At 69.7% G+C, this 17,145-nt stretch carries 19 protein-coding genes; 14 read left to right on the top strand and 5 right to left on the bottom strand.

The annotated features are described in order from the left end of the window. Nucleotides 1-4 precede the first annotated feature (4 nt). The 6 genes from ccoG (at nucleotide 5) to GT007_RS05575 (ending at nucleotide 5,441) form a co-directional block, all read left to right on the top strand. Nucleotides 5-1,489, top strand: a complete 1,485-nt coding sequence (gene ccoG / locus GT007_RS05600; RefSeq protein WP_160120600.1) for a cytochrome c oxidase accessory protein CcoG — start codon at nucleotides 5-7, stop codon at nucleotides 1,487-1,489. Further along, nucleotides 1,486-1,956: a FixH family protein gene (locus GT007_RS05595; RefSeq protein WP_160120599.1), complete on the top strand. Its 471-nt coding sequence runs from the start codon at nucleotides 1,486-1,488 to the stop codon at nucleotides 1,954-1,956. Before ccoG ends, GT007_RS05595 begins: the two co-directional genes overlap by 4 nt. Further along, on the top strand, nucleotides 1,953-4,292 hold the full coding sequence (locus GT007_RS05590; protein ID WP_160120598.1) for a heavy metal translocating P-type ATPase metal-binding domain-containing protein: 2,340 nt from the start codon (nucleotides 1,953-1,955) through the stop codon (nucleotides 4,290-4,292). Before GT007_RS05595 ends, GT007_RS05590 begins: the two co-directional genes overlap by 4 nt. Next, on the top strand, nucleotides 4,289-4,447 hold the full coding sequence (gene ccoS, locus GT007_RS05585) for a cbb3-type cytochrome oxidase assembly protein CcoS (RefSeq protein ID WP_160120597.1): 159 nt from the start codon (nucleotides 4,289-4,291) through the stop codon (nucleotides 4,445-4,447). The genes GT007_RS05590 and ccoS overlap by 4 nt, the downstream gene beginning before the upstream one ends. Before the next feature lies 1 nt (nucleotide 4,448). Beyond that, nucleotides 4,449-4,628 carry a hypothetical protein gene (locus GT007_RS05580; protein WP_160120596.1) on the top strand — a complete coding sequence of 60 codons (180 nt, stop codon included), beginning with the start codon at nucleotides 4,449-4,451 and terminating at the stop codon, nucleotides 4,626-4,628. Nucleotides 4,629-4,778: 150 nt separating this feature from the next. Then, on the top strand, nucleotides 4,779-5,441 hold the full coding sequence (locus tag GT007_RS05575; protein WP_160120595.1) for a Crp/Fnr family transcriptional regulator: 663 nt from the start codon (nucleotides 4,779-4,781) through the stop codon (nucleotides 5,439-5,441). 164 nt (nucleotides 5,442-5,605) lie between these two features. Here GT007_RS05575 and GT007_RS05570 read toward each other — a convergent pair whose 3' ends face one another. From GT007_RS05570 to GT007_RS05560, 3 genes are read right to left on the bottom strand one after another with little or no spacing between them, the layout of a single operon-like run. After that, nucleotides 5,606-5,893 (bottom strand): hypothetical protein, encoded by a 288-nt coding sequence (locus GT007_RS05570; RefSeq protein WP_160120594.1) that lies wholly within the window; start codon nucleotides 5,891-5,893, stop codon nucleotides 5,606-5,608. A 12-nt stretch (nucleotides 5,894-5,905) separates the two neighbouring features. After that, nucleotides 5,906-7,282, bottom strand: a complete 1,377-nt coding sequence (locus GT007_RS05565) for an MBOAT family O-acyltransferase (RefSeq protein ID WP_160120593.1) — start codon at nucleotides 7,280-7,282, stop codon at nucleotides 5,906-5,908. A gap of 19 nt (nucleotides 7,283-7,301) precedes the next feature. Then, the gene (locus GT007_RS05560; protein ID WP_160120592.1) at nucleotides 7,302-8,438 is read right to left on the bottom strand and encodes a GDSL-type esterase/lipase family protein; all 1,137 of its coding nucleotides are present in this window, start codon (nucleotides 8,436-8,438) and stop codon (nucleotides 7,302-7,304) included. 267 nt (nucleotides 8,439-8,705) lie between these two features. Between GT007_RS05560 and GT007_RS05555 the strand changes: the two genes are divergently transcribed. The 3 genes from GT007_RS05555 to GT007_RS05545 all read left to right on the top strand — a co-directional run bounded on the left by GT007_RS05555 (nucleotide 8,706) and on the right by GT007_RS05545 (nucleotide 11,062). Continuing rightward, a complete protein-coding gene (locus tag GT007_RS05555) occupies nucleotides 8,706-9,590 on the top strand; it encodes a DUF459 domain-containing protein (RefSeq protein WP_160120591.1) in 885 nt (294 codons plus the stop codon). An 89-nt stretch (nucleotides 9,591-9,679) separates the two neighbouring features. Continuing rightward, complete coding sequence (locus GT007_RS05550) at nucleotides 9,680-10,654, top strand: Gfo/Idh/MocA family protein (protein ID WP_160120590.1); 975 nt, start codon at nucleotides 9,680-9,682, stop codon at nucleotides 10,652-10,654. A gap of 57 nt (nucleotides 10,655-10,711) precedes the next feature. Continuing rightward, on the top strand, nucleotides 10,712-11,062 hold the full coding sequence (locus GT007_RS05545; RefSeq protein WP_160120589.1) for a RidA family protein: 351 nt from the start codon (nucleotides 10,712-10,714) through the stop codon (nucleotides 11,060-11,062). Between the two features lie 63 nt (nucleotides 11,063-11,125). On the opposite strand, the gene GT007_RS05540 is transcribed toward GT007_RS05545, so the two are convergent. Further along, on the bottom strand, nucleotides 11,126-12,259 hold the full coding sequence (locus tag GT007_RS05540) for a CaiB/BaiF CoA transferase family protein (RefSeq protein ID WP_160120588.1): 1,134 nt from the start codon (nucleotides 12,257-12,259) through the stop codon (nucleotides 11,126-11,128). Between the two features lie 168 nt (nucleotides 12,260-12,427). Between GT007_RS05540 and GT007_RS05535 the strand changes: the two genes are divergently transcribed. The 5 genes from GT007_RS05535 (at nucleotide 12,428) to GT007_RS05515 (ending at nucleotide 16,668) form a co-directional block, all read left to right on the top strand. Continuing rightward, entirely contained in the window at nucleotides 12,428-13,612 is a 1,185-nt protein-coding gene (locus GT007_RS05535) for a PA0069 family radical SAM protein (protein WP_160120587.1), read from the top strand. Between the two features lie 128 nt (nucleotides 13,613-13,740). Continuing rightward, the gene (locus tag GT007_RS05530) at nucleotides 13,741-14,040 is read left to right on the top strand and encodes a PAAR domain-containing protein (protein WP_160120586.1); all 300 of its coding nucleotides are present in this window, start codon (nucleotides 13,741-13,743) and stop codon (nucleotides 14,038-14,040) included. 56 nt (nucleotides 14,041-14,096) lie between these two features. Beyond that, a complete protein-coding gene (locus tag GT007_RS05525; protein WP_160120585.1) occupies nucleotides 14,097-15,167 on the top strand; it encodes an amidohydrolase family protein in 1,071 nt (356 codons plus the stop codon). Continuing rightward, the gene (locus GT007_RS05520; protein WP_160120584.1) at nucleotides 15,164-16,270 is read left to right on the top strand and encodes an amidohydrolase family protein; all 1,107 of its coding nucleotides are present in this window, start codon (nucleotides 15,164-15,166) and stop codon (nucleotides 16,268-16,270) included. Before GT007_RS05525 ends, GT007_RS05520 begins: the two co-directional genes overlap by 4 nt. Beyond that, a complete protein-coding gene (locus GT007_RS05515) occupies nucleotides 16,270-16,668 on the top strand; it encodes a Rieske (2Fe-2S) protein (RefSeq protein ID WP_160120583.1) in 399 nt (132 codons plus the stop codon). Before GT007_RS05520 ends, GT007_RS05515 begins: the two co-directional genes overlap by 1 nt. Here GT007_RS05515 and GT007_RS05510 read toward each other — a convergent pair. Beyond that, on the bottom strand, nucleotides 16,647-17,093 hold the full coding sequence (locus GT007_RS05510) for a hypothetical protein (protein ID WP_160120582.1): 447 nt from the start codon (nucleotides 17,091-17,093) through the stop codon (nucleotides 16,647-16,649). The two genes, GT007_RS05515 and GT007_RS05510, sit on opposite strands and share 22 nt — an antisense overlap. Nucleotides 17,094-17,145: the final 52 nt, after the last annotated feature.

The raw sequence follows: 17,145 nt of genomic DNA, 5'->3' as shown, positions 1-17,145 counted from the left end.
CATCATGTCGCATATCGGCGCCGTCGAACCGGAACAGCCGCAGAGCCTCTACGCGGACCATAAGAAGGTCTATCCGCGTGCCGTCTCCGGCAGGGTTCGGCGGGTGAAGTGGGCGGTGCTGATCCTGCTCCTGGGTCTGTACTACATCGTGCCCTGGCTGCGGTGGGACCGCGGCCCGGGTGCGCCCGATCAGGCGGTGCTGGTGGATATGAGCCACGCCCGCCTGTTCTTCTTTTGGATCGAGTTGTGGCCGCAGGAGGTCTATTTCCTGACCGGCATCCTGGTGCTGGCGGCGATCGGCCTGTTCGCCGCCACATCCCTGTTCGGCCGCGTCTGGTGTGGCTTCACCTGCCCGCAGACGGTCTGGACCGACCTGTTCATGTGGGTGGAACGTCAGATCGAGGGCGACCGCAACGCCCGCATGAAGCTCGATGCCCAGCCCATGTCGGGCCACAAGCTGATGCTGAAATCGGCCAAGCACGCGGCCTGGCTGCTGATCGCGGCGGTCACCGGCGGTGCCTGGATCATGTATTTCGTGGATGCGCCGACCTTCGTGCGCGGCGTCTTCACCGGAGCCGCCAGCCTGCAGGCCTATTTCTTCTTCGGCCTGTTCACCGTCACCACCTACACGCTCGCGGGCTTCGCGCGCGAACAGGTGTGCACCTACATGTGCCCCTGGCCGCGCTTCCAGGGCGCGATGCTGGACGACCAGTCCTATGTCGTCAGCTACCGCGCTTGGCGTGGGGAGCCGCGCGGCAAGGCCAAGGCCGACAATGTGGGCGATTGCGTGGATTGCGGGGCCTGCGTGCATGTCTGCCCCACGGGCATCGACATCCGCGACGGCCAGCAGCTGGAATGCATCGGCTGCGGCCTGTGCGTGGATGCCTGCAACGACGTGATGCGCAAGTTGCACCGCCCCGAGGGGCTGATCGCCTTCGAGACGCTGGCCAATATCGCAGCCAGCACCGCCGCCACCCAGTCCATGCCGGCCTGCGCCGAGCGGCTGGAGGTGGGTATGAAGGTGCGGCATGTGCCCAAGCTGATCCGCTCGCGCACCATCCTGTATAGCGCCGTGCTGGGGGTGGTGGCGGCGATCATGCTGGGCGCCTTCCTGCTGCGGGAAACGGTGGGCCTGTCGGTGATCCGCGACCGCGCGCCGCTGTTCGTGCGACTTTCGGATGGCGGCATCCGCAATGCCTACACCATCAAGATGTCGAACAAGGCCCGCGAGGTGGCACATTACGCCCTGGTGCTGGAAGGCGCGAACACCGCCCGCCTGCAGGTGGTGGCGCAGAATGCCCAGACCGACGCCCAGGGCCGCCCGGTGCTGGAAACCAGGCCCGACGGCATCACGGAATGGCGCGTGCTGGTCACGGCACCCGCCGGGCTTGCGCTGCCTCAAAGCATCCCCGTCTCCTTCCGGCTACTGGATGCTGCGGGGCGGCCGGTCGCCCGGCATGACAGCGTCTTCCTGGGGCCTGAACGATGAGCACGCAAAGCTACGATCCCTCTCGCGGGCGCTGGGTGCCCTGGGCCTTCACGGGGGGGATGCTGCTGGTGGTGGTGGTGAATGGCGTGCTGATCTGGGCCGCCCTCAGCACCTTCACCGGCGTGAACACGCCGCGCGCCTATGATCGCGGCCGCACCTACAATGACGTGCTGCATGAGGCGGCGCGCCAGGATGCGCTGGGCTGGCACCCGCGCGTGCGGCTGGAAGCGGGCACGCTGCGAATCGAGGTCCGCGACACCGCCGGCAACCCGGTGCCCGGGGACCTGCTGGGCCATCTGCTGCGCCCGCTGACGGGTGAGCGCCTGCCGCTGTTGATCTCCAGCACCGCCCCCGGCGTGTGGCGGGCCGATGCCGCCGCTGCCCAGGCCGGGCAGTGGGACACGCAGCTGGTGCTGCATGGGCCGGGCGGCGTGCTGGATATCCGTGAAAGGGTGATCGTGCCGTGAGCGTGATCGGGCGCGTCATTCCCGCCGAGGCGGGCCAGACGGCGGTGTGCGCGCATTGCGCGGCGCCGCTGCCGGCCGGCGCCGCCCGCTTCTGCTGCACGGGCTGCGAGGCCGCGCACGGGCTGGTGGAGGGGCTGGGTCTCGAAGCCTTCTATCGCCGGCGAGAGGCCGAGGCCGGCACGCTGCGCCCGGTCGAGGCGCCCGCCGCCGAACTTTCTGCCCATGCCGAGCGCCTGCCCGATGGCGACCACCGCATCGACCTGTTGGTGGGTGGCTTGGTGTGCGGGGCCTGCGTGTGGCTGGTGGAACAGGCGCTGGCCGCCGAACCCGATGTGATCTCCGCCCGCGCCAGCCTTTCGACCCGGCGCCTGACCATCCGCTGGCGCGGCGGGCCGGAGCGCGCGGACGCGCTGGGCCTGCTGCTGGCGCGGCTGGGTTTCCGCGTCGCCCCCTGGTCCCCCGCCTGCTTCCGCGCGGCCGAGGACAAGGAGGGCCGCGCCCTGGTGCGCGCGCTCGGCATCGCCGCCTTCGGCTCGATGAATGTGATGCTCGTCTCGGTCGCCGTCTGGGTGGGCGAGGATATGGGCGAGGCCACCCGCGCGGCCATGCATTGGCTGGCCATGCTGGTGGCGCTGCCGGTGGTGCTGGTGGCGGGCATGCCCTTCTACCGCCCGGCCTGGGAAGGGCTGCGGGCGGGCCGGCTGACCATGGACCTGGCAGTGTCCATCGGCGTGCTGGCCACCACGCTGATGAGCGTGTCCGAAACCCTCCGCAACGGCCAGTTCACCTGGTTCGATGGCGCGACCTCGCTGCTGGCGCTACTGCTGGCCGGGCGCGTACTGAACCATGCCGGACGCAGGCGCGCCCGCCGCGCGGCGGCCGAGCTGGTGGCCCTGCAGCAGGGCACCGCCACCCGGGTGGAGGCCGATGGCCGCGTGGTGGCGCATGGGCTGGAAGCCTTCGCCCCCGGCGACCGGCTGCTGGTCGCTGCCGGTGAGCGCTTGGGCCTGGACGCCACCCTGGAATCGCCCGAAGCACTTCTGGATACCGCCGCCACCACGGGCGAGAGCCTGCCCCGCCGCTTTGTGCGCGGTGAGGCGCTGCCGGCGGGCGCGATCAACATGGGCGTGCCCTTCACCGCGACCGTCACGGCCCGGGTGGCCGAGGGCTCGCTGGCGGCCATGCAGCGCCTGCTGGAACAGGCCGAGCAGGGCAAGTCCGGCATCGTCTCGATCGCCGACAAGGCCGCGAAGATCTACATGCCGGTCGCCCATGCCGTGGCGCTGGCGACCTTTCTGGGCTGGTGGCTGCTGGGCGGGCTGAACTGGCAGGAGGCGCTGGTGCCCGCCGTGGCCGCGCTGATCGTCACCTGCCCCTGCGGGCTGGCCATCGCCGTGCCCGCCGTGCAGGTGGTGGCGGCGGGCGCGCTGTTCCGGCGCGGCGTGCTGCTGGCCCGCCCCGATGCGCTGGAACGCCTGGCCACCGCCCGCCATGCCGTGCTGGACAAGACCGGCACCCTGACCGAGGGCCGCCCCAGCCTGCTGCCCGGCGCCTGGACCGCCGATGACCTGCGCCAGGCGGCCTCGCTGGCCACGGCCAGCCGCCACCCGCTGGCCCGCGCCCTGGTCCGCGCCTGCCCCGAAGCCCCGCTGGCCGAGGGCGTGGTGGAAATCCCCGGCCACGGGATGGAGCTGGACGGCACCCGCCTGGGTTCCGCCGCCTTCACCGAGGCCTCCGACCCCGCCGATGGCATGGCCCTGTGGCTGGCCCGCCCGGGCGAGACGCCCATCCGCTTCCGCTTCGCCGATGAGCTGCGGGAAGACGCGGCGGCCGCCGTCGCCGATCTGCGGCGGGAGGGGCTGACGATGGAGATCCTCTCGGGCGATGCGGCGCCCGCCGTGGCGGCCGTGGCCACGCAGCTGGCGATCCGCGACTGGCGCGCCTGGGCCGACCCCGCGGCCAAGGAGGCCCGCATGGCCGCCCTGGCCGAGGACGGCCGCAACGCCCTGATGCTGGGCGATGGCATGAACGACGCGGCGGCCCTGGCCCGCGCCTATGTCTCCGCCTGCCCGGCGGGGGCCACCAGCCTCGCGCAGTCCAGCGCCGACATCGTGCTAACGGCGGAGGGGCTGGCGCCCATTCCCGCCGCCATCCGCCTCGCGCGCCGCGCCCAACGCATTGCGCGCCAGAACATCGCGCTCAGCCTGGTCTACAATGTGCTGGCGGTGCCGATGGCGGTCGCGGGCTTGGTCACGCCACTGATCGCGGCGGGGGTGATGGCCACATCCTCCCTGATCGTGATCGGCAACGCGCTGAGAACGGGAGGCGACGCATGAGCGCCCTGATCCTGCTGGTGCCGCTGGCGCTGTTCATGGGCTTGCTCGGCCTGTTCGGCTTCCTCTGGGCGCTGCGCACCCGACAGTATGAGGACCTGGACGGCGCAGCCGCCCGGATCCTGTTCGACGACGAACCTCACAAAAAGGAGAAGTAATATGGTTGCCGGCCGCGTGTTCTTTCTGGCCCTTTCCGCCCTGATCGCCCTGGTGGGTTTGTTCACGGCCGCCCGTTCCGAAGGTTATCTGAATTTCTTCGGCTTCGCGTTGCTGGCCTTCGGCGTGCTCTTCGGCCTGAGCGTGGTGAAGCGTCACTTCGACGAGGCGGACGCTCACTGAGCCCGTTGCTTGAGGTTGCATGCCAACTCAGGCTATCATGACGGCTGCCTACTGGGAGGGCAGCCGGTGAATCCTGTCGACTCGACGCGCGCATCCGAAACTTGCGCCCCCACCAGCGGGCCCGTAGCCTGCGCCAAATGCGGCAGCCGGGTGGCGGGCATCTGCGCCGCCCTGGATATGGCGGGGTTGGAGGAGATTTCCCACGAAACCCGCCGCACGCAGGTGAACCCGCGCGACGTGCTGTATCATGAGGGCGATTCGGCCCAGTCGGTCGTGATGCTGACGCGCGGGGTGGCGAAGCTGACCCGCCAGATGCCCGACGGCCGCCAGCAGGTGCTGGGTTTCCGATTCGCGGGCGACATCCTGGGCTTCACCACCCGCCGCACCTTCCTCTCGGATGCCGAGATGCTGACCGAGGGGCAGGTGTGCCGCATCTCGCGGCGCGATTTCGAGGGCATGCTGGCGCGTTTCCCCGCCACCCAGCGCCGCCTGATCGAACTGTGCAGCCAGGAACTGGCGGAGACCCAGGAACAGCTGGTGACCGTGGGCCGCCGCCAGGCGGAACAGCGCGTGGCCGCCTTCCTGATCACGCTGGCCGAGGCCGCCCGCCGCCGCAACCAGCCGCATGACGTGCTGGACATGCCGATGACCCGCGCCGAGATCGGCGATCTGCTGGGGCTGGCGCTGGAAACCGTCAGCCGCGCCTTCACCGCGCTGAAGAAGCGCGGCCTGGTGAAGGAGCCAGGCGGGCATAAAGTGGAGCTGCCGGATATCCCGGCCCTGGCCGCCCTGGCCGATGGGGATATGGACTAAGTCCAATCGACATTCACGTTGCGGGTGCGTCTGGCGGTGCTTTTTCACGCCAGCAGCGTCAGAACCCTTGCCAATGCCACAGCATTGGCGGCGGCTTCTTCCTCCCCGGCGCGAAAAATCCCCGGCCAGCCGCCTCCCGAACCTGAACGTCGATTGGACCTAGGCTATTCCGAGAAGCGCAGGTGCTCGGCCAGTATGGCCAGCACCCGCGGGATGCCCAGCGCCTCCATGGCGCCGGACCAGCCCTCGGCCACGGCCAGCAGGGTGTCGGAGCCCGGGCCCTCATAGCCGAAGGCGGCGTCCAGGATCTGGGGCGCGCGCCCCATCGCCAGCAACAGCAGGATCAACGCCAGCGCAAGCCCGGCCCGCCGCGCGGGCAGCGTGGCCGTCTTGGCCGAAAAATCATCCGCGCCCCGCATATGGGTGGCATCGGGAAGCCAGGGCTGCCGCATCCGCGCCTCCGATCAGAACTGGAAGTAGATGAAGGGTGCCACACCGGCCGGGCCGAGCGTGAGCACGATGACCAGCGCCAGCCCGAAGCCCAGCCCCAGCGCCCAGGCGGGCAGCGGGCGCAGGGCCGCTTCCAGTCGTTGCGGCCAGTGCGGCGGGGTGACGTGCAGCGCCAGCGCGGCGGCGGTGATGGCGACCAGCCACAGGGTGACCGCCTCCCCTTCCCCACCCTGGCCGAGGGCCGCCAGCATGGCGCCCGCCGTGTCCATGTCCGTGGCCCGGAACAGCACCCAGCCCAGGCAGGTGATGTGGAAGGTGATCAGCACGCCGCCGATGCGCCCGAAGCGCCCTTCCAGCCCCAGCAACCGTTCCAGCACCAGCGCCAGCCCGTGCAGCACGCCCCAAAGCAGGAAGTTCCACGCCGCCCCGTGCCACAGCCCGGACAGCGCCATGGCCAGCAGCGCGTTGCGCGCGGTGAACCAGCGCCCGCCCCGGTCGCCGCCCAGCGGCTTGTAGACGTAATCGCGGAACCAGAAGCTGAGCGAGATATGCCAGCGCCGCCAGAACTCCCGCAGGGAGGCCGCGCGGTAGGGCTGGTCGAAATTGCGCGGGAAGTGATAGCCGAGCAGCGCCGCCACCCCGATCGCCATGTCCGAATAGGCCGAGAAATCGCACCAGATCTGCGCGGCATAGCCATAGATGGCCAGCGCCGCCCGCGCGCCCGAAAGCCCGGCCGGGTCGCGGAAGGCGGGGTCCACCAGCTCCACCGCCAGGGTGTTGGCCAGCCACAGCTTCTTGACCAAGCCGCCCAGGATCAGCAGGCAGGCCATGATGAAGGGCACGCGGCTGGCATCGGGGCGGGCTTGCAGTTGCGGCAGGAAATGCGCGGCGCGCACGATCGGCCCCGCCGCCAGATGCGGAAAGAAGCCCAGATACAGCACCACGTTCAGCGGCCCGCGCTCTGGCTTCAGATCCCCGCGCGAGACATCGACCATGTAGGAAATGGCCTGGAAACAGTAGAAGGAGATGCCGACCGGCAGCACCAGCCCCAGTAGCTCGGGCGGCTGCCAGCCGAACAGCAGGGCGAAGCGGCCCGCGATCTCGGCCAGGAAGAAATCGGCGTATTTGAACAGGCCCAGCACCGCCAGCACGCCCGCCACGCCGGGCCACAGCCAGCGGCGGCCACCCACCGCCAGCAGCCGCCCCATGCCCCAGGCCCACAGCCCTACGCCCCCCAGCAGCAGGCACAGCCGCGCATCCCAGAAGGCATAGAAGCCGGCGCTGGCCAACAGCAGCCACAGCCGGTCCGCCAGCGGCCAGCGGTTCAGCCCCCAGTGCAGGGTGAAGACCAGGGCGAAGAACAGCGCGAAGACGCCGGTGGGGAACAGCATGCGCGCTACTCGCCGCGCATCATGCGGCGGGGTTCTGCATCACGAAGTCGAACAGGCGCTCGGCGGTGGCGCGATAGCCATCGGCGGTGAAATGGATGTGGTCGTCCTGCACCAGCTTCGGCGCGGCGCGCGTGCCGGCATGCAGGCCGCAGGTGCCGCCGGTCAGGCGCGACCAGTCCCACAACGCCACATTCTCGGCCGAGGCCACGCGGCGCTGGGCCTCCCGCACCGCGGGCAGGCCGGGCAGCGGCGCCCAGGCATCGCAGCCGGCGCCCCGGCCCTGGCGGCGGGCGGCGTCGGGGGCGCCCATCAGCAGGATGCCGGCGCCGGGGGCGAAGCGCTTCATGGCCCGCACGCGCTCGGTCAGCTGCGCGGCATAGACGGGGGCGGTGACGCTGCTGCTCACGGCCTCATTGGTGCCGAAGGCCAGGATGATCAGCGCCGGCTGGCGCTCGCGCAGCCCGGCCTCCAGCATGGACTGGTCCATGTTGGACAGCAGGTCGATGGTCGCGCCGTTGATGCCGAAACCCTCGACCAGCACGCCGGGGCCGCGCCGTTCCAGCGCCCAGCCCAGCAGATCCACCGGGCCATCGCCCAGCAATTCCAGCGTGATCTCGCGCTGGGTGCGGCCGGGCTCATAGCGCAGCGGCACGCGGCGGGTCGCCGCGGCATTGGTGGGCAGGGGCGGCCCCTGCTCGCCATTGGCCACCAGGCGGAAGCTGCCGCCGCCGGGCTGGATCAGCACCTCCAGCCCGAAGCGGTCGAAGCCGTCGCTTTCCGTCGAGCGCAGCACCAGACGGCTGCCCGCGCCCTCACCGCGCAGGCGATAGCCCGGCAGGCTGAAGGCGCCGGGGGTGCGCAGGGCGGTCGCACCCTCCCACCGGCCTTGCTGCTCGGCCTGGGCCAGGGAGAGGCGAGTGTAGCGGGGGCCGGTGCCGGGCGGCAGCAGGCCGGGGCCCACGGCACCGTAACGGGCCTGGAACAACTCCCGCAGGCGCGGCACCAGAAAGGGCGAGGCCGTGTGGCTGTCACCGAACTGCACGATGGAAATCGGCTGGCGGCGGGTGCCGGCGGCCAGCGTCGCCAGCTGCAAACGCAGCGGCGCCAAGGGGTTGCCGGTCCAGGCGGCCTGCTGCACGGGCGGTGCGTCGGGCACGGCCTCCGGCCGCCAGGCGCTCAGCTCCCGCAGGTTGCGGAACGGGCCGGGGCTGGCAACTGCGGCATTTGCGTCACGCCGTGCCTCACAAGAGGACAACAGCAAGCCGGCCCCGGCTTGGCCAAGAAATTCACGTCGAGAGGGGCGTTGAAGACTTGCTGACATTCTGCACAATTCCTTTGTGGTGGTTACGGACTGCCAACCTGAATGTCCATAGTGTTGCGGGGGCCGGGCACAGGTGGCTGCCATGCGGGCGCGGGGGAAGTGATGTCGGAGTTTCGTGCGGGCCTGATGGCCCCGATGGTGATACGGCGGCGCGGCTGGCTGCTGGCGGGCGGTGCCCTGCTGGCGCGCGCCGCGCGTGCCGAGGAGGATTCGCCCCCCGAATCCCGCTCCGCCGCCGAGGATCCGGCGCCGGAGGCTCCCGCTCTCGAACAGGCGCCTCCTTCGCCGCCCCCGGCAGAATCTGCCGGGCGGCTTAACATTCAATTGTTCGGGGACAGCCTGGCCCAGGGCCTGTTCCTGTCCACCAACCCGGTGATGCGCCGGCGGGAGGCACCGCGCCTGCTGAACGGCACCCGCCACGCCACCGGCCTGACGCGCGCGGATGAGCATGACTGGGTGGCCGTGGTGCGGGAGAGCCTGCAGCGCACGCCGCCGCAACTGGTCTTCGTCTGGATCGGCGCCAATGACTTCCGCTCCTTCGTGGACCGTGCGAACCGGCGGCGCTGGCAGTTCGGCAGCAGCAATTTCCATGAGGCCTATCGCGGCGCGGTGCAGGCGATCTCCCAGGCGGCATCCGAGGCGCGGGCGCCGCTGGGCTGGCTCGGCCTGCCCAACATGCGCGACCGCGCCTTCGCCGATTCCGCGCGCCAGCTGAACGACATGATCCGCGAAGGCACGGAGGCCGCGGGCGGCACCTATATCTCCACCTGGGAGGCGACGAGCGACGCCGATGGGCGGTTCCGCGCCTCCATCCCCGGGCATGACCGGCTGGAACGCCGGCTGCGCGCCGATGACGGGGTGCATTTCTCGGATCTGGGCTATCGGATGATGGCGCGGCTGGCCTTCGAGAAGATGGCCGAGGCCCGCCCGCCGCTGGCCACCGCGCTGAACCCGGCGCGGGAGGCGCTGGACGCATCTGTGGCTTGACGCGCGGAACCTATTCCTAGCCACCCCCCATTGTCAAGGCTTTCCGCCTGCACCACCCTGCGCCGCCTTCTCGCAGACAGGAATTTCGCATGCTGAACACCGCAATCGTGGGCATGGGCGGCTGGGGCCGCACGCTGGTCAATTCGGTGCAGGGGCGCAATGGCGCGGGCATCCGCTTCGTGGCGGGCGCCACCGGCAATCTGGACAAGGCGCGCGACTACGCCGCCGAGAAGGGCATCCGCCTGCATTCCAGCTATGAGGCCGTGCTGACGGACCCGGAGGTGCAGGCCGTGGCCCTCGCCTCCCCCCATTCCATGCATGCGGAGCAGGTGATCGCCGCCGCCCGCGCGGGCAAGCATGTGTTCGTGGAAAAGCCCTTCACCATGACCAAGGCCAGCGCCGAGGCCGCCGTGGCCGCCTGCCGCAAGGCGGGGGTGGTGATGGCGCTCGGCCACAACCGCCGCTTCCTGCCCGCGGTGGCTGAGATGAAGGCCCAGATGGCCGCCGGCGCCATCGGCACGCTGCTGCATGTGGAAGGCCAGTTCAGCGGCCCCGGTGCCTACAACTACCAGGAGGGCATGTGGCGCGCCGACCGCGACGAAAGCCCGCTGGGCGGCATGGGCGGCATGGGCATCCATATGGTCGATATGATCATCAACCTGGCCGGGCGCTTCCAGGATGTGCGCGTCATCTCCAAGGCGCAGGTCAGCAAGACGATCGACGACACCACCGCCATGCTGGCCACGCTGGAAAGCGGTGCCACCGTGGGCTTCTCCACCCTGGCGCTCGCCGCGCGCTATTGGCGCGTCGCGCTGTTCGGCACTGAGGGGCTGCTGGAACTGCGCGGGCATGAGAACCTGTTCTTCCGCGACCGCCACGGCAAGGAATGGACCCGCGACTTCCCGGTGACGGATATCGAGCACGCCGAGCTGGAGGCCTTCGCGGCCGCCGTCGCCGGCGGGCCCGAATACCCGCTGCCGCTGGAGGAAGCGATCCATGGCGTTTCCGTGTTCGAGACCATGATCCAGGCCGCGACCGCCCACAGCGTCTATGCGGTGGCTTGACGCCACGCCTGCACAGAGGCACCCCCCTTCCCCACCGGAAACCCGAAAGGACCCCCGATGAGCCACATCAAGCGCAACGGCACCAACCAGATCCTCTCCACCAGCGTGGAGTATCATGGCTTCGTCTTCCTGGCCGGCATCACCGCCGATGACCTGAGCAAGGATGTGAAGGGCCAGACCGCCGAGATCCTGGCGAAGATCGACGCCGCCCTGGAGGAGCACGGCACGGACACGACGCGCCTGCTGTCCGCCCAGATCTGGCTGAAGGACATCCGCGACCGCGACGCGATGAACGAGCTGTGGGTGAACTGGCTGCCGGCCGGCGCCCAGCCCGCCCGCGCCTGCGTGGAGGCCAACATGGCCAGCGCGCGGCACCTGGTCGAGATCATGATCACCGCCTGCAAGTAAGGCGCGGTCAGACCGATCGTTCGGTAGGCCGAGGGGGTGTGAGCCCCCTCGGCCTTTTCTTTTTCAATCTCTCCCCAGGATTTCCCGGTTGTGCTGGCCGATGCGCGGCGAGGGCCGGTTCGGCTTCGGGCGGCGGCGGTTGAAGTGGATGGGCAGGCCCAGCACCTTCGGCCCGCCCTCGGGCAGTTCGCAGATCATCTCCACGGCCTGCATCTGGGCGGAATTCGCCACCTCCGCGATGTCGTTCACCGGAGAGACCGGCACGCCCGCCGCACCCAGCGCATCCAGCCATTCCTGGCGGCTGCGGGTGAAGAAGGCCTCCTGCATCAGCGGGATCAGTTCCACCTTGTTGCGCACGCGGTCGCGCCCGCGCAGGAAGCGCTCATCCTGTGCCCATTCCGGATGGCCCAGCACCTGGCAGGTGCGCGCGAAGAACCGGTCGTTCGCGGCGGCCAGCAGCAGCGGCAGGTCAGAGGTCTGGAAAGCCTGGTAGGGCACGATCACGGCCGCGCCCGTGCCGTGGCGGCGGGTGATGTGGCCGTCATACAGATACTGGTTGATCTGTCCTTCCACCCAGAAGGCCGCGGTGTCGAACAGGGAGGTATCGACGATGCCGCCCTTGCCCGTCAGGTCGCGCTGGCGCAGCGCGGCCAGCGCGCCGATCACGGTGAACATCCCCGTCGCCTTGTCGTTGACCGAGGCGCCGCACAGGCTGGGCGGCCCGTCGGGATAGCCCGTGACGCTCATCATGCCGCCATAGGCCTGCAGGATGGGGTCGAAGGCGGGCTTCATCTTCATGGGCCCCGTGAAGCCGAAGCCGGAGATGGTGCAGTAAACGAGGCGGGGATGGCGCGCGACCATCTCCTCCGCGCTCAGGCCCATCTCCTCCATCACGCCGGGGCGCAGGTTGTGGATCAGGATGTCGGCCGTCTCGCACAGCTTGTGCAGGGCCTCGATGCCTTCGGGCGTCTTCAGGTCCAGCGAGACGGAGCGCTTGGAGCGGTTCTGGCCGTAGAAATAGAGGGAGGTCTCGCCATCCGGGCCGAAGGGCGGGCCCCAGGCGCGCGCGTCGTCGCCTTCGGGCTTTTCCACCTTGATCACGTCGGCACCCATATCGGCCATGATGACCCCGGCCAAAGGCCCGGCCAGCGCCTGACCCACCTCGATCACACGGACCCCTGAGAGCGGCAGCTCCATCCCCTGTTCTCCTGTCTTGGACTGCGGGGACTGTAGGCGGGTTGTTGCGTTTGCGCGAGGCCGGGATACCAAGGAAGCGCGCATGTTCATTTTTCGTTCTTGACTGGCGCTTGCATATGCGGGCATGGTGCCTGCGAACGGAACATGAACAGCGTTGGAGTTTCCTCCATGCCCGATGGTCTTCTCTGGGGTCAGCCCTCGCCGCGCCGCATCGTGCCGCCGCATGCCGCCCCGCACGCGGCGGGCGCGCAGTCCCGCACCGGCTTCACCGTTCCCGGCGCCTTCCACAAGGGGCGCGGCGCCATCAGCAACCCGGCCAACCGCTTCGAAAGCGCCGTGGCCGAGCCCTTTGACGATGGCTGGGAAACCCTGGCCGAGGATCTGGCCGACCTGCCGCCGCTGGCCACCACGCTGATCCGCGAGACCTCCCGCTCCGCGCTGACCTACAATGACAGCCCGGATATCGGCTTCGACCGGTCGCTGAACCCGTATCGCGGCTGCGAGCACGGTTGCGTGTACTGCTATGCCCGGCCCAGCCATGCCTATCTGGGCTTCTCCCCGGGCCTCGATTTCGAAACCAAGCTGATGTTCAAGCCGGACCTGCCGGCGCTGCTGGAAAAGGAGCTGTCCAAGCCCGGCTACACGGCCCGCCCGGTGGCGCTCGGCGCCAACACCGACCCCTACCAGCCCGTCGAGCGCCGCCTGCGCCTGACGCGGGAGGTGCTGGAGGTGCTGGAGCGCTTCAACCACCCGGTGACGGTGGTGACGAAATCCGCCGGCGTGCTGCGGGACCTGGACATCCTGGCCCGCATGGCCGAGCGCGGTCTGGCCCAGGTGGCGATCAGCATCACCACGCTGGACGGCACGCTGGCACGCAGGATGGAACCCCGCGCGGCCTCCCCCGTCCGGCGGCTGGCGGCGCTGGCCGAGCTGTCCCGCGCGGGCATCCCCACCGCCGTGCTGGCCGCCCCCATGATCCCCGCGATCAATGACATGGAGCTGGAGCGCATCCTGACCGCCGGCGCCGATGCCGGGGCGCGGCGCGCGGGCTATGTGCTGCTGCGCCTGCCGCTGGAACTGCGGCAGATCTTCGAGGAATGGGTGCAGCGCCATTTCCCCGACCGCGCGCGCAAGGTGCTGGCGCTGATCCGCGACACCCGCGGCGGCGCCAGCTACCAGAGCGATTTCCACACCCGCCAGACCGGCACCGGCGTCTATGCCGGCATGCTGGCCCAGCGTTTCGCCCGTTCGGTGGAAAGCCTGGGCCTGGCGCGGCGGGGCGGCGGCACGCAGGGGCTGGATTGCAGCCAGTTCAGAGTTCCCGGCATGGCGGTGCAACCCGCGCTGCTGTGACCGGAGGGCGAGGGCTGGTCATCGTTTCAGGCGATGCGCCTGTCTTTCAAGGGCGCTATGCTTCATCCTGGCGGCGGGCACCCCCGACTTCCCGCCCCCTCCCCAGCCAGGAAAGGCGACCCTGAGACATGGCCGGCCCTCCCCAAGCGCGCGTGACGGACATGCACGTCTGCCTGATGTTCTCGGGCCCCGTGCCGCATGTGGGCGGGCCCATCGCGCCGCCCTGCGCCGTCACGGTGCTGGTGGGCAAGCTGCCGGCGGCGCGCGTCACGGACCTGTCCATGTGCGTGCCCCTGATCCCGGACCCGATCGTGAAGGGCTCCATGACGGTGCTGATCGAAAAGCTGCCCGCCGCCCGCATCGGTGACATGACCAGCCATGGCGGTGTCATCGTCTCCGGTTTCCCCACGGTGCTGACCGGCGGCTAAGTTCTTTCCGTCCCGTTCCGCCCATGCCAAGCTCAGGGCCAAGAGGAACGTGACCCATGAATTGGCTTCAAGGCGCGATAGACGCCGACCTGCACCCGATGGTGCCCGGGCTGCAGGCCCTGGTGCCCTACCTTCCCCCGTTGTGGCGCGACCAGATCGCGCAGCGCGGCATGGAGGGTTTCGACACCCAGGCCTTCCCACCCAACTCCCCCAAGACCGTGCGCGCCGATTGGCGCCCGGCCGCGGGCCCGCCCGCCGCCACCATCGGGCAATTGCGCGACCAGGTGCTGGACCCCTGGGGCATCGCGCGCGGCATCATCACGCCGTTGTATGGCGTGCAGCTCGTCTTCAATGAGGACATGGCCCAGGCCTTCACCGCCGCGCTGAACGACTGGACGCGCGCGGAATGGCTGGACCGGGACCCGCGCCTCGCGGCCTCCATCGTGCTGCCCATGTTCAACCCCGAACACGCGGTGGCCGAGATCGAGCGCCTGGCCCCCGACCCGCGCTTCGTGCAGGCCATGGTGCTGGTGATGGGCGAAACCCCGCTCGGCCGCCGCCACAACTGGCCGATCTTCGAGGCGCTGGTGCGCCATGACCTGCCGCTGGCCATCCATGCCGGCAGCACCTACCGCAACCCGGTCACCTCGCTTGGCTGGCCCAGCTGGTACGCGGAGGATTACGCGGCCAACCAGCAGGCCTTCCAGTCCACCCTGGCGTCTCTGATCACCGAGGGTACCTTCCAGAAATTCCCGACGCTGAAGGTGGTGCTGCTGGAAAGCGGCGTGTCCTGGCTGCCGGCCTTCCTGTGGCGCTTGTCGAAAACCTGGAAGGGCGTGCGCTTCGAGGTGCCCTGGCTGCAACGCTCGCCGCTGGAGATCGTGCGCGAGAATGTCCGCCTCTCCATCCAGCCCTTCGACGCACCCGACGATGCCGAGACGGTGCAGCGCCTGATGGACCATCTGGGCAGCGACGAGATGCTGCTGTGGTCCAGCGACTGGCCGCACTGGCAGTTCGACGGCCCGCCCCGCCTGCCGCCCGGCATCGGGCCGGACCTCGCCCGCAAGATCTGCATCGAGAACGCCCGCGCCACCTATTCCCGCCTGTCGCAGGAGGCCCTGCCATGAACGTGATCCGCCCCCAGGCCGCGCCCGGCCGGCCGCTCGCCGCCACGCAAGGCTTGATCGACGTGGACATCCATCCGCGCCCGACCTCCCTGCACGACTACGACCCCTGGCTGAGCCAGGAGATGCGCGACCGCCTGCACACCTATGGCATGCGGCCGCGCCACGGCTTCAGCAAGGGCCCGCCCTATTTCAAGGCGATGCCGCTGGCCTGCCGTAAGGATGCCTGGACGCCGGAGGGCGGCGTGCCCGCCAGCGACCCGGCCTTCATGGCCCGCCAGCACCTGGATTTCCACGGGGTGGATGTGGGGGTGCTGAACCCGTTGCAGCCCTCGGGCCAGGGCGACCAGAACAACGCCTTTTCCGCCGCCATGGCCTTCGCGGTGAATGAATGGCAGCTGCACCGCTGGGTGGCCGGGGACGACCGGCTGCGCGCCTCCGTCGTCGTGCCGTATGAGGACCCGGAGGCCTCGGCGCGCGAGATCCGCCTGCGCGGCGGCGACCCGCGCTTCTGCCAGGTGCTATTGATGAGCCGCACCAGCCACCCGCTGGGCAATCCGAAATACTGGCCGATCTTCGAGGCAGCGCAGGAAGTCGGCCTGCCCATCGGCATCCACGCCTTCGGCTATTCCGGCTGGGCGATGACCAATGGCGGCTGGCCCAGCTTCTATATCGAGGAAGTGAGCGAGCACGCGACCTCCTGCCAGTCCCTGGTCAATTCCTTGGTGCTGGAGGGCGCGCTGGAGCGCTTCCCCGGCCTGAAAATCGTGCTGATCGAATGCGGTTTCGGCTGGCTGCCCAGTGTGGCGTGGCGGCTGGACAAGCACTTCCCCAGCCTGCGCCACGAATTGCCGCATCTGAAGCGCCTGCCCTCGGAACAGATCCGCGAGCACATCTGGGTCAGCACCCAGCCCATCGAGGAACCGCCCCGCCCGGAACAATTGCTCGATTGCATGGACTGGATCGGCTGGGACCGGATTCTCTACGCCAGCGACTATCCGCACTGGGATTTCGACGACCCGCGCACCGCCATCCCCACCCATATCCCTGAGGCGCACCGCGCGGCCATCTTCGGCGCCAATGCCCGCCGGGTGTACGGCTTCTGATGGCCCGCCACATCGTGGCCCCCGTGGCCGAGATCGCCCCCGGCGACCGCCGACTGGTGGAGTTGGATGGCCGCCGCATCGTGCTGTTCAACCTGGAGGGCGAGTTCTTCGCCCTGGCCGACCGCTGCCCGCATCAGGGCGGCCCGCTGTCGAAGGGCCCCACCATGGGCCTGGTCGAGAGCCCCTGCCCTGGCGAATACAGCTATGGCCGCGAGGGCGAGATCATCCGCTGCCCCTGGCATGCCTGGGAATTCGACATCCGCACCGGCCGGTCGCGCTTCGACCCGCGGCGGATGAAGGTGCGCGCCTTCCCCGCCTGCGTGGAGAAGGGCGAGGCGCTGCAGGCCGAAACCTTCCCCGTGAGTGTCGAGGCCGATTACGTGGTGGTGGAAGTATAGGCCCCGCGCTCGATGCGTTCGATCTCGGCCCAGAATTCGGTGAAGATCTCGGCCTTCACGCGCTTTTCCACCAGGGTTCCGCGCACGCGGTCGGGGTGGAAGCGCCAGGCGAAGGCGTGCTTGATCTGCTTCACCGCTGTTCCGGCATGGGCCAGCCCTGCCAGTTGCAGGTTGCGCTCCCGCGCCGCGTCGCGCTGGCGGGCGGCGGCGCGGTACAGGGCTTCCAGCTCCATCACCTCGCCCTCCAGCGCCTTCACGCGCATGCGCAGCCGGGCGACTTCGCTCAGCCGGTCGCCTTCCTCGCCGCCGGCCAGGGTGATGACGCGCCCCTGGGCATCCACCAGCGGCACCTGGGCGTCGGCCACCAGCGCCACCCCCACCAGGAAGGCCAGCAGGATCAGGATGAGTTGCAGTTCGGCCCCCATCCGCCCATCTTCTGGCCACGAGGCATAACAAATCCTTGCCACGTCCGTTGCC

The sequence above is a fragment of the Rhodovarius lipocyclicus genome, assembly GCF_009900765.1.
In the GTDB taxonomy this organism is placed as follows: domain Bacteria; phylum Pseudomonadota; class Alphaproteobacteria; order Acetobacterales; family Acetobacteraceae; genus Rhodovarius; species Rhodovarius lipocyclicus.
The sequence above is the reverse complement of the archived record's forward strand: the minus strand, read 5'-3'. Positions and strand labels throughout refer to the sequence as shown.

What these genes read in the sequence shown, in the direction of transcription:
- GT007_RS05550 (WP_160120590.1), top strand. Translation starts at nt 9,680, where the DNA reads ATGCTGAACACCGCAATCGTGGGCATGGGCGGCTGGGGCCGCACGCTG.
- ccoS (WP_160120597.1), top strand. Translation starts at nt 4,289, where the DNA reads ATGAGCGCCCTGATCCTGCTGGTGCCGCTGGCGCTGTTCATGGGCTTG.
- GT007_RS05530 (WP_160120586.1), top strand. Translation starts at nt 13,741, where the DNA reads ATGGCCGGCCCTCCCCAAGCGCGCGTGACGGACATGCACGTCTGCCTG.
- GT007_RS05570 (WP_160120594.1), bottom strand. Translation starts at nt 5,893, where the DNA reads ATGCGGCAGCCCTGGCTTCCCGATGCCACCCATATGCGGGGCGCGGAT.
- GT007_RS05540 (WP_160120588.1), bottom strand. Translation starts at nt 12,259, where the DNA reads ATGGAGCTGCCGCTCTCAGGGGTCCGTGTGATCGAGGTGGGTCAGGCG.
- GT007_RS05565 (WP_160120593.1), bottom strand. Translation starts at nt 7,282, where the DNA reads ATGCTGTTCCCCACCGGCGTCTTCGCGCTGTTCTTCGCCCTGGTCTTC.
- GT007_RS05520 (WP_160120584.1), top strand. Translation starts at nt 15,164, where the DNA reads ATGAACGTGATCCGCCCCCAGGCCGCGCCCGGCCGGCCGCTCGCCGCC.
- GT007_RS05515 (WP_160120583.1), top strand. Translation starts at nt 16,270, where the DNA reads ATGGCCCGCCACATCGTGGCCCCCGTGGCCGAGATCGCCCCCGGCGAC.
- GT007_RS05595 (WP_160120599.1), top strand. Translation starts at nt 1,486, where the DNA reads ATGAGCACGCAAAGCTACGATCCCTCTCGCGGGCGCTGGGTGCCCTGG.
- GT007_RS05525 (WP_160120585.1), top strand. Translation starts at nt 14,097, where the DNA reads ATGAATTGGCTTCAAGGCGCGATAGACGCCGACCTGCACCCGATGGTG.
- GT007_RS05510 (WP_160120582.1), bottom strand. Translation starts at nt 17,093, where the DNA reads ATGGGGGCCGAACTGCAACTCATCCTGATCCTGCTGGCCTTCCTGGTG.
- ccoG (WP_160120600.1), top strand. Translation starts at nt 5, where the DNA reads ATGTCGCATATCGGCGCCGTCGAACCGGAACAGCCGCAGAGCCTCTAC.
- GT007_RS05580 (WP_160120596.1), top strand. Translation starts at nt 4,449, where the DNA reads ATGGTTGCCGGCCGCGTGTTCTTTCTGGCCCTTTCCGCCCTGATCGCC.
- GT007_RS05545 (WP_160120589.1), top strand. Translation starts at nt 10,712, where the DNA reads ATGAGCCACATCAAGCGCAACGGCACCAACCAGATCCTCTCCACCAGC.
- GT007_RS05555 (WP_160120591.1), top strand. Translation starts at nt 8,706, where the DNA reads ATGTCGGAGTTTCGTGCGGGCCTGATGGCCCCGATGGTGATACGGCGG.
- GT007_RS05535 (WP_160120587.1), top strand. Translation starts at nt 12,428, where the DNA reads ATGCCCGATGGTCTTCTCTGGGGTCAGCCCTCGCCGCGCCGCATCGTG.